At 61.9% G+C, this 10070-nt stretch carries 12 protein-coding genes; 11 read left to right on the top strand and 1 reads right to left on the bottom strand.

What is annotated here, in order from left to right; all coding sequences use genetic code 11:
* From VJ604_RS13125 to VJ604_RS13100, 6 genes are all read left to right on the top strand, one after another.
* The coding region (locus VJ604_RS13125) for an ABC transporter ATP-binding protein (RefSeq protein ID WP_324083230.1) at positions 1–744 on the top strand (744 nt) is incomplete at its 5' end.
* Positions 745–1749, top strand: a complete 1005-nt coding sequence (locus VJ604_RS13120; RefSeq protein WP_324083228.1) for a DmsE family decaheme c-type cytochrome — start codon at positions 745–747, stop codon at positions 1747–1749. It abuts the gene before it with no gap.
* A 16-nt stretch (positions 1750–1765) separates the two neighbouring features.
* The gene (locus VJ604_RS13115) at positions 1766–3931 is read left to right on the top strand and encodes a hypothetical protein (protein WP_324083226.1); all 2166 of its coding nucleotides are present in this window, start codon (positions 1766–1768) and stop codon (positions 3929–3931) included.
* Between the two features lie 38 nt (positions 3932–3969).
* A complete protein-coding gene (locus VJ604_RS13110) occupies positions 3970–4908 on the top strand; it encodes an ABC transporter substrate-binding protein (RefSeq protein ID WP_414652435.1) in 939 nt (312 codons plus the stop codon).
* Between the two features lie 16 nt (positions 4909–4924).
* On the top strand, positions 4925–5311 hold the full coding sequence (locus tag VJ604_RS13105; protein ID WP_324083224.1) for a response regulator transcription factor: 387 nt from the start codon (positions 4925–4927) through the stop codon (positions 5309–5311).
* 218 nt (positions 5312–5529) lie between these two features.
* Positions 5530–5919, top strand: a complete 390-nt coding sequence (locus VJ604_RS13100) for a PB1 domain-containing protein (RefSeq protein ID WP_324083222.1) — start codon at positions 5530–5532, stop codon at positions 5917–5919.
* Positions 5920–6013: 94 nt separating this feature from the next.
* Here the strand turns inward: VJ604_RS13100 and VJ604_RS13095 are convergent, their stop codons facing one another.
* Positions 6014–6505: a YfcE family phosphodiesterase gene (locus VJ604_RS13095; protein ID WP_324083221.1), complete on the bottom strand. Its 492-nt coding sequence runs from the start codon at positions 6503–6505 to the stop codon at positions 6014–6016.
* Between the two features lie 256 nt (positions 6506–6761).
* Between VJ604_RS13095 and sppA the strand changes: the two genes are divergently transcribed.
* The 5 genes from sppA to VJ604_RS13070 all read left to right on the top strand — a co-directional run.
* Positions 6762–7649 (top strand): signal peptide peptidase SppA, encoded by an 888-nt coding sequence (gene sppA / locus VJ604_RS13090; protein WP_324083219.1) that lies wholly within the window; start codon positions 6762–6764, stop codon positions 7647–7649.
* Positions 7650–7812: 163 nt separating this feature from the next.
* Positions 7813–8349, top strand: a complete 537-nt coding sequence (locus VJ604_RS13085; RefSeq protein WP_324083217.1) for a YceD family protein — start codon at positions 7813–7815, stop codon at positions 8347–8349.
* A 12-nt stretch (positions 8350–8361) separates the two neighbouring features.
* Positions 8362–8544, top strand: a complete 183-nt coding sequence (gene rpmF, locus VJ604_RS13080; protein WP_015721360.1) for a 50S ribosomal protein L32 — start codon at positions 8362–8364, stop codon at positions 8542–8544.
* A 54-nt stretch (positions 8545–8598) separates the two neighbouring features.
* On the top strand, positions 8599–9654 hold the full coding sequence (gene plsX / locus VJ604_RS13075; protein ID WP_324083204.1) for a phosphate acyltransferase PlsX: 1056 nt from the start codon (positions 8599–8601) through the stop codon (positions 9652–9654).
* On the top strand, positions 9654–10070 hold a 417-nt coding region (locus tag VJ604_RS13070; RefSeq protein WP_518517914.1), incomplete at its 3' end, for a ketoacyl-ACP synthase III. The genes plsX and VJ604_RS13070, both read left to right, overlap by 1 nt.

The raw sequence follows: 10070 nt of genomic DNA, 5'->3' as shown, positions 1-10070 counted from the left end.
GTGGGGATCCGGGTGGTGGGCCTCAACAAGTACTTCGGCGAGACCCATGTGCTAAAGGACATCGACCTGGAGATCTTCGCCGGCGAGACCTTCTGCATCATCGGCCCCTCGGGCACCGGCAAGAGCGTGCTCCTAAAGCACATCGTGAAGCTGGAGACGCCGGATAGCGGCGAGATATACATCGACGGCATCCCCATCTTCTCCAGCAAGGGGGCCCACGCCGGGCGCGATTACCGCTACAGCATGGTCTTCCAGTCTTCCGCGCTCTTCAACTCGCTTACCGTGGGTGAGAACGTGGGGCTGTGGCTGAGAGAGAAGAGGGTCTGCAGGGAGCAGCGCATCCGGGAGATCATCGCGGAGAAGCTGGAGATGGTAGGGTTGGCCGGCAGGGAGGGACTACGGACCTCGGAGCTCTCCGGCGGCATGAAGAAGCGGGTCGCCATCGCCCGCTCGCTCGCCATGAACCCGGACCTGATCCTCTACGACGAGCCGACCGCCGAGCTGGACCCGGTCACCACCGACGAGCTTGCCAACACCATCCTGAAGCTCAAGGAGACCACCAAGAACACGACGGTGATCGTCACCCACGACCTGAACTTCGCGCTCTACATCTCCGACCGCATCGCCATGATGCACGGCGGGAAGATCGTGGAGGTAGGCACCCCGCGCGAGATCAAGCAGAGCCAGAATCCCATCGTGCGCGGGTTCATCTACACCACCACCAAGGGGATACGAGGAGAGTAGATGACTTTGGCTAGGCGACTTGGCCGCATCGCAGTCTGTGCCCTGGGGGCCGTCGCCCCGCTTTTGCTCTTCTCCTGCGCGGAACTCAAGCAGAGCAAGCCGATTTTGCCCATGCATGAATACGAGCGGATGATCGTGGGGAGGCTGGACGCCGACTACGTCGGCACCGCCAACTGCGTTTCCAAGTGCCACGCCCACGACAAGATCTCCAACGACTTCAGCCACAGCGTGCACGGCGAGCAGATCAAGCCGGAGACCGGCCTGCCGCTGGTCAACTGCGAGTCCTGCCACGGCCCGGGTTCACTCGCCATCACCCACCTAAGCGATGACCGCGAGAAGAACAGCGAAGAAAAGAAGAAGTGTGACACCACCACCTTCCTCGACCTGATGCGCCTCCCCCCCCAAGCCCAGTCGCTCATCTGCCTCAAGTGCCACTCCGCAGCCTCCATTCCCGCGCTCGCCTTCTGGAATGCGAGCCCCCACGCCGTCAACGACGTGAGCTGCTTCGACTGCCACAAGCTCCACAAGGGGCCCCAGCAGAAAGTGTCCCGCGAGCAGATGGCGGAGCTCTGCTACGGCTGCCACCCCGAGGTCAAGGCGGAGAACTCCCTCTTCTCCCATCACCCGATCAGGGAGAAGAAGATGGTCTGCGTCGACTGCCACGAGGTGCACGGCTCCATCCTCCCCAAGCTCCTCAGGGGGAACTCGGTCAAGGATACCTGCACCCGCTGCCACATGGAGAAGCAGGGACCCTTCGTCTTCGAGCATGCCGACGTGACCGAGAACTGCCTCAATTGCCACACCCCGCACGGCTCGGTGAACAGTCCGCTTTTGAACGCCTCGATGCCGTTTCTCTGCATGCAGTGCCACGCGGGCCACCTGGCCAGCAACACCGCCGGACTGAAACAGCTCTTCACCAACCGCTGCACGGACTGCCATTCCCAGGTCCACGGCAGCGATGCGCCCTCCCCGGGCATCACCGGTAACGGAAGCATGCGTCAATAACCGCAGGAGTCGGAAGGTGACCAGAGCCCTCGAACGAGCCTCGACCATGATAGTGCCCCTGCTTCTTCTGCTGTTGACCGCCGGCAAGGTGGCGGCTGCGGAGGGAAAGCTCCGGGACCTCCCCCAGCACACTGACGCCTCTGCTGTGGAGGCCCCGGCCGCAGAGGTCCCGTCTGTGGAGACCCCGTCTGTGGAGACCCCGTCTGCGGAGACCCAGGCACACCCGGAGGAAGAGCGGCATGTGGAGCAGCTGATCCAGCAGGGTGGCTATCTCGGCTACAATGGGGTGGCCGTGAGCGGCCACGGCGGCAACGCCGAGCCCTACGGCTTTCTCCGCTCCAGCCCCGGCGGCGGGCTCTTCTATCGCAGCCTTAAGCAGGACTCCAATCTCGAACTGGAGGGTAACTTCCTCAACGAGCACGACTACCACGGCGACCTCCTGCTCGACTACAAGGGGGACTACCGTCTGCATGCCCGGACCGAGTCGCTCTACCACAACCTCAATCGCGACATCCTCTTCTCCCCCAATTTCCAGGCCGGCAGGACCGACGCCCCCACCCCCGCCCTCTACCAGGCCATCCAGGACCCTCCCCAGGACTACGGGATATCCGTGCAGCAGTCCAGCGCCGACTTCAGGTACCGGCTGCACAACTACCCGCTGCACGTGAATATCGGCTATTGGAGGCTGGTCAGGGAGGGGAACAAGCAGCTGCGCTTCGCCGACACCGCCTTCGAGGGAACCCCCAACACCGTCTACGCCCTCCGGCAGGGGTTGGACCAGCTCACCCAGGAGTGCCGCATCGGCATGGACGCCCACCTCGGACCGGTGGATGTCATCTACGACTTCAAGTTCAGGACCTTCGAGGACCGTGAAGCGACGCCGCTCGCCGACTACGTGCCGCGCAACACCGTCAGCGGCGCCCCCGATTTCCTGGGGGGGATCCAGCAGCACAACCAGAACCCCGACAGCCGGTACTACTCCCACACCGTAAAGCTGCATACCTCGCTCTCCGGCGGCCTGGTGGGCAGCGGCGCCTACAGCATCGAGCAGCGGGAAAACCGCTCCAGCCTCACCGATTTCAGCGGCACCAAGCACCTCAAGGCGGACCTGCACAACGTGGCGGGGGACCTCGTCTACACACCCAGCAAGGAGTATTCGCTGGCGGTCAAGTACCGGCGCCAGGACCTCGACAACGACTACCGTAGCGTGATGCTCAACACCAGCTACGCGAACCCCGCCCTCCTGGTCAAGACCCCCATCAACACCAGCAAGGACCTGATCACCGTCATCTTCTCCTATCGTCCCCGGGTCGACCTCTCGGTGAACGCCGAGTACAAAGGGGAGTTCCAGCGCCGGGAGAACAACATCTCCTCCCAACCGAGCCAGGTAAGCTGGGCGCTCCCCGAGACCACCGACATCAACAAGGGGATACTCACCGTCAACTACCGCCCGGTCACCGGGGTCCGCTTCAGCGGCGAGTACAGCTACACCAATACGGACCATCCCTCCTACGGCAGCTCCTTCCAGCAGCAGCACCAGGGGAAGCTTTTGGGGACCTACACCCGCAGCAACAAATGGGGCGGCAGCGCCAACCTTATCGCGCGGCGCGAGTGGAACGACGACGTGGAGCACTTCCTGGTCAACTTCCCGCTGGACCCGCTCACCTACAGCAACTATCCGCTCACCTCCCGGGAGCGGACGGTGGTGAACGCCAATGGGGCCGTGTGGTGGGTCCCGGTCACCAGGCTGACGGTAGGGGCGAACTACGCCTTCTTGTACAACAACGTCGACCAGACCGTCCTTTTCACCTCGGTGGCCGTCGGCAGCCAGGCCGCTTCTAACTTCTACGACCGCTCCCACGTGTACGGCCTGACCGCCTCCTTCGCGGCCACCGAGCAGCTCGACCTCTCGCTCATGCTCCAGCAGGTCCGCTCGACCTCCGCCTTCCAGCCGGAGTTCAGGCTCTTCTCGGCCACCAGCAGCACGGCAGGCGTCGAGGAGATCACCAGGCTGGACACGGTGATAAGCCAGCTTTCCGCCAAGGGTGAATACCGTTTCACCAAGGCCATCTCCAGCTCGCTGGAATACGTGATCAAGGATTACGACGAGAAGAATCCATCCTACAGCTCCAACAACGGCACCGTCCACACTGTGTGGGCGACTGTGGCGGCGAAGTGGTGACTAAGAGGTAGACCCTGAGAGCGATCCGTATTATACTCCTGCTGCTCGCACTATCCGCAGTCATCCCTGCGTCGGACACCCGCGCGGCCGGCAAGCTGATCGCTGCCATCCTGACCTGCGATCTCCCCCGCTACCGCGAGGCGCACCGCGCCTTCATGAAGGCGCTGGTCCAGAAGGGGTATGATCAGAGCAACGTCGAGGTGATCACTCAGACCCCGAACCCGGACCCGATCTCCTGGGCCAACAGCATCCGAAAGTTCAACGCGATCGGGGCCGACCTGATCGTCGCCTACGGCGCGCCGGCCACCCTGACCGCTCTGCACGAGCGGGTCGAGATACCGGTGGTCTTCGCGGACGTCTACGGCCCGGTGGAGACCGGCGTGGTCCGGAGCATGACCTCCACCGGGCACAACATGACCGGGATCAGCTCCAAGGTCCCGCTGGTCACCCTGATCAAGACCATGGCCGAGCTGAAGCCGATGACCACGCTGGGGGTGATCTACTCCGCCAAGGAGGAAGGTTCCCTGGCGCAGTTGAAGGAGGTCCGGCGGATCGCGGCCGGCACCGGCACCATCCTGGTCGACGTCAACCTGGGAAGTCCCTCCGGTATCGATACTGTCCTGGCCACGCTCTTCTCCACCAAGGTCGACTGCATCTTCGTGACCGAGTGCACCTCCGGCAGCCGCGGCTTCGAGAAGATCGTGCACCGGGCGTCCGAGTTGAAGATCCCGGTCATCTCCCTCATTCCCGGTTCCGCACAGAAGGGGGCGCTGGTGTCGCTGGAGGCGGACCCGGTCGAGCAGGGGCAGATGGCCGCCGATTACGCTGCCCGCATCCTGGGTGGCAAGAAGGCCTCCCAATTGCCGGTCGCCACTCCCAAACGGGTGGACCTGGTGATAAACCTGAAGATGGCAAAGGCGCTGGACCTGCACGTTCCCTTCCCGGTACTCACTGCGGCTACCAGGGTTGTCAAATGACGCGGTTGAGGTGTTGATGAGAAAGATTTTGATCGTAGACGACGATGCTCCCTTCATCCAGGCTCTGCAGGCGCAGATCCAGTCGCTGTATCCGCTTTTGGACGTGCAGACCTGCACCGACCCCTTCCAGGCGCTGTCGATCATCAAGTCGGAGGCCATCGACCTTTTGATCGTCGATCTCGAGATGCCGGTGATGGACGGCACCAAGATACTCAGCTTCGCGACCTCGCTCGGCATGGACAAGAACAGGATCGTGATACTGTCGGGGCGTGACTCCGACTACCTGCACGAGCAGTTCCCGATGGGGACCTGCCTGGCGGTGCTCAACAAGTACGAGGCCAAGCAGAAGGCGGTTTTGGACATGATCTTCAACTCGATGCAGAGGAAGGCCGCGTCGAATTGAAGAATGCTCCCTCTCCCCCGGGAGAGGGTTGGGGTGAGGGAAGCCTCGCGTTAGGTACCAGGTTACACAAATATGAGTGTGCCGTTCGCCCTGAGCCTGTCGAAGGGGCTGGAACTTTATACGGCTTGCTCAGCTGCGCAAGGTTGGACGTGATGCTTCGACAGGCTCAGCACGAACGGCCCAACCTTTGAAACAGAAGAACCGGGAGAGGGTACTAGATGGGAAAGAACATGCGGTTGACCTGTTACGCACAGAAGCACAACAGGCCGGAGTGGGCGAAGTCGCTCACCGGGATCACCTTCGATCTTTTTTTCGCGGAATTGGCCCAGGAGCTGGAGCGTTTCGGGATCAACCTGGAGCGGCTGGATGACGACGGGCAGGTAATCGAGATAAACAGCTACAACGATCTACTCAACGCAGTGAGGATAGCCTCCCCCTCCGACGGTATCAGCAACATCTGCGTAGGCCATGTGATAGGGAAAAGCCCGCACCTGGACCCGCTGGAGGACATCAGGCGGGCGGTGAACCGGATCGCGTTCGCCCCGGAGACGGTAGCGCCGGACAGCGAGAACCGCAAGGTTTGCCATAACTGCGGATGCGGATGCTGAATTCTTAGAAGAGAAGGTGGAACGCTCATGGGGAAGGGCACGGGCTGGAGGCGAAAGCGGACAGTGCGAGCCTTTCCCCTTAGCTTTTTCCCGTTCAGGTGGGGGAAGGCGTGGCAGCGGGGGTGAAACCGAAGAGTTCGGCACGGACTTCGTTGCCGTCGACGGTGACGATGGCGTAGCTGGGGGTAAGTCCTTCCTTGAGGGGGCCGGGATTCACCAGCAGCATGCCCTGCGCCGAGTCCACCGCCGGCAGGTGGGTATGCCCGTAGAGCACCACGGTCGCCCCCACCTCCATCCCCCTTCCTATCAGGTTTCCCAGCCCCGCCTTCACGGATTGCCGGTTGCCGTGGGTTACCAGGACCCGGCACTCTCCGAACTCCAGGGTCAGCTCGCGCGGAAGCTGCGGCTCGTAGTCGCAGTTGCCGGCCACCTTGTGCACCGGCACCTCCAGCACCTGCTCCATCAGGCGCGCGTCGTCAGCGCCGTCTCCCAAATGGATGATATGGTCCACCGGGCCGGCCAGTTCGTGGGCCTTGAAGGCGTGGGAGGAGTTGCCGTGGCTGTCTGATATGACGAGTAGTTTCATGTCCTTGGAAGGTGGCCGGAAGGCCGGGCGTTTGACGATGAGCTGGGGGAGTTGCCCTTTCTGCGGCAGCGCCAGCTATTCGAATCCAATGGTGTAAAGTTTACCGGTGCTGGCGGCGTCTCGCGTTGCTTTTGACGTCAGCGTAAGGCGCTAAGTTCTGATATAGCCATTATTCTCGGTAATGACAAGCAAAAATATGCGGTGTGCAGTGGCGTCGGATGTTCACTCTTTTGGGGTGGCTTGATTCGGAGGGGGCATGAAGAGAAGATGGGTCATGTGGAGCGTGATTTCGGTGGTCGTCTTGCTGCTTCTGTTCGGCGCCTGCGTGATAGTTGCCACCGCCCTGTTCGGTGACAAGGACCAGCTGGTGAGCGAGGGGGTGGGGCTGGTCGAGGTCAAGGGGCTGATAGTTGACGGGCAGGAAACGGTCCGGCAACTGCGCGCGCTGAGGAAGGATAAACGGGTCAAAGCCGTGGTGGTGCGGGTGGATTCCCCTGGCGGGGTGGTCGGCCCCTCCCAGGAGATCTCGGCGGAGGTGAAGGGGCTCGCCAAGGTCAAGAAGGTGGTGGTCTCCATGGGGAGCGTCGCCGCCTCCGGTGGTTACTACGTCTCGGCCCCCGCCACCGTCATCTATGCCAATCCCGGCACCATCACCGCCAGCATCGGGGTGCTGATGAAGTTCTCCAACATCGAGGGGCTGATGGGGAAGGTGGGGATGAAATCGTTCACCCTGAAGACCGGCAAGTTCAAGGACGTGGGCTCCCCGTGGCGGGAGATGACCCCCGAGGAGAGGCAGATGCTGCAGAGCGTGATCGACAGCACGCACTCCCAGTTCGTGAAGGCGGTGGCCGAGGGGAGGCGGCTGCCGGTCGAGCAGGTCAGGCAGATCGCCGACGGCAGGATAATGTCCGGTGAGCAGGCGCTCGCCCTCAAGCTGGTGGACAGGCTCGGCACCCTGCAGGACGCCATCGCCGAGGCAGGCCGCCTGGGAGGGATCCAGGGCGAGCCGGAACTGATCCGGCCTCCCAAGAAGAAAACCCGTGCCTGGGACCTGCTGGTGGAATCGGCAGCCGAGCGGCTGGGGATCCTTTCCCAAGGGGAGAGCGGGGTGAGCGTGGATTATCGGCTGGGAACCGGATGGTAGACAGGGGGGATTTGCTTCTGCCGTTGGCTCTTGATTGAGGCAGCCAAAATGAAAGAATCCTTCCGCTAACCTCGCAATGCGGAACACGAAACGGAATTCTAATTTGTCTTGACAAAATCACCTCCATCTATATACTGAGAAGCTTTGAAAAAGGGGGAATCCTTTGAAGATACGCGTCGACGACGTCAAGAAGAAGCGGATCGAGCTGATCGAAGAGGAGCCCGCGGAACATTACCCGAGCCTGGCCGAGATGGAGCAGGCGGGAGAGTGCAGTTTCACCTCTCCACTGCGCGCCCAGTTGTCCGCCATCTGGGAGTACGACCACGTGAGGGTGGCTGGCAGGGTTGAGACCAGCGTGCGACTCTCCTGTTCGCGCTGCCTGGCCGACTATGACTTGCCGCTTGCCTCCGACTTCACCATTTTCTACACCCAATCGAAGGGCGAAAGCCTGGACGAAGAGGTGGAACTCACCGACGAGGAGCTGATCTCTGCCTCCTACTCCGGTGACGAGATAGATGTGGATCCCGAGATAGCCGAACAGGTGATGCTCGAGGTCCCTTTCAAGCCGCTTTGCAGCGAGAGCTGCCGCGGTCTTTGCACACAGTGCGGCGCTGACCTCAACGCCGGCGAGTGTGGCTGCGACCGTGGCGAGATCAACTTGAAGATGGCTGCCCTGAAGAAGATCAAGATAGAAAAGTAAAAGGAGAACACCATGGCTGTACCTAAGAAGAAAACTTCCAAATCCCGCAAGAACATGAGAAGGGCACACGACTTCCTGACCGCTCCCACCGTCTCCACCTGCCCCCAGTGCAAGGCCCCCAAGCTTCCGCATTGCGTCTGCCCCTCCTGCGGTACCTACAAAGGTCGCCAGGTGCTGAAAGCCGAAGAGCTCTAATCTTAGGCTCAAGCTTCTGTCGTGACCTGTACGGAATCCGCTGCTAGGGGAAATATGAGAGTTGCTGTCGATGTGATGGGGGGCGACAACGCCCCTCAGGTTGAGGTCGAAGGTGCTGTCGCCGCGGCCAGGGAGTTCGGCGTGCCGGTCACCCTGGTCGGAGACCTTGAAAGGGTGAAGGCCGAACTCGCCCGCTACAACATCAGCGGGCTTGATATCGACCTGTGGCATGCCTCCGAAGTGGTGGGCATGCACGATTCCGCCTCTGATGCGGTGCGCAAGAAGAAGGATTCCTCCATCCGGGTGGCCTACGAGCTGGTGAAGGACGGCAAGGCTTGCGCCGTGGTCAGCGCGGGTAACTCCGGCGCCACCATGGCGGCCGGCATGTTCGTCATGAAACGGATGAAGGGGATCGACCGGCCGGGCATCGCCCAGATCTTCCCGACCCTGCATGGCAAGACGCTGGTGCTGGACGTGGGCGGCAACGTGGACTGCAAGCCGATCCACCTGGTGCAGTTCGCCCTGATGGGCGAGGTGTACGCGCGCTTCGTGATGGGGATCCCGTCCCCCCGGGTGGGCCTCCTTTCCAACGGGGAGGAGGATTCCAAGGGGAACGAGCTTACCCGCGAGACGAGCATCCTTCTGCGCGAGCAGCCCATCAACTATGTGGGCTACGTGGAAGGGCGCGACATCTTCAACGGCACGGTCGACGTGGTGGTCACCGACGGCTTCGTCGGCAACGTGGTGCTGAAAGTTTCCGAAGGGCTCGCCGAGGCCGTGGGCAAGATGCTCAAGGCCGAGATCAAAAGCAGTCTCCTGTCCCAGATCGGCTACCTCCTCTCCCGCAAGGCGTTCAACAACTTCAAGAAAACTGTCGATTATGCGGAGTACGGCGGGGCGCCTCTGCTCGGGATCAACGGCGTGGGCATGATCTGCCACGGCGGCTCCAATCCCAAGGCGATCAAGAACGCCATCCGCTTTGCCCATGACTATGCATTGAAAGGGGTCAACAACCGTATGGCTGAAAAGCTGGACGAGAGTTTCCCCACATCCGCACGTGAGCGGGAGGTTGCTCAAGCGCCCGACGGCGGTAAGGAGAGGGTAGCCTAATGATTCGCGCCAAGATCACCGGCACCGGTTCCGCGCTTCCGGAAAAGGTGCTGACCAACTTCGACCTGGAAAAGATGGTCGACACCACCGACGAGTGGATCGTCACCCGCACCGGTATCAGGGAGCGCCGCATCGCCTCCGAAGGCGAGTACACCTCCACCTTCGCGATCGCCGCCGCAAAGAAGGCGATGGAAATGGCCGGGGCGGAAGCCTCCGAGATCGACCTGATCGTGCTCGGCACCGTTACCCCCGAGTTCCCGTTTCCCGCCACCTCCTGCCTGGTGCAAAACGGCATCAAGGCCGTCAACGCCGCCTGCTTCGACCTCTCCGCCGCCTGCTCCGGCTTCATCTACGGGCTATCCACCGCTGAGAAGTACATCCGCACCGGTGCCGCCAAGAAGGCTCTGGTGATCGGT

The organism is Geomonas sp., assembly GCF_035254065.1.
In the GTDB taxonomy this organism is placed as follows: Bacteria; Desulfobacterota; Desulfuromonadia; order Geobacterales; family Geobacteraceae; genus Geomonas.
This window is presented reverse-complemented; position numbering and strand designations above follow the sequence as displayed.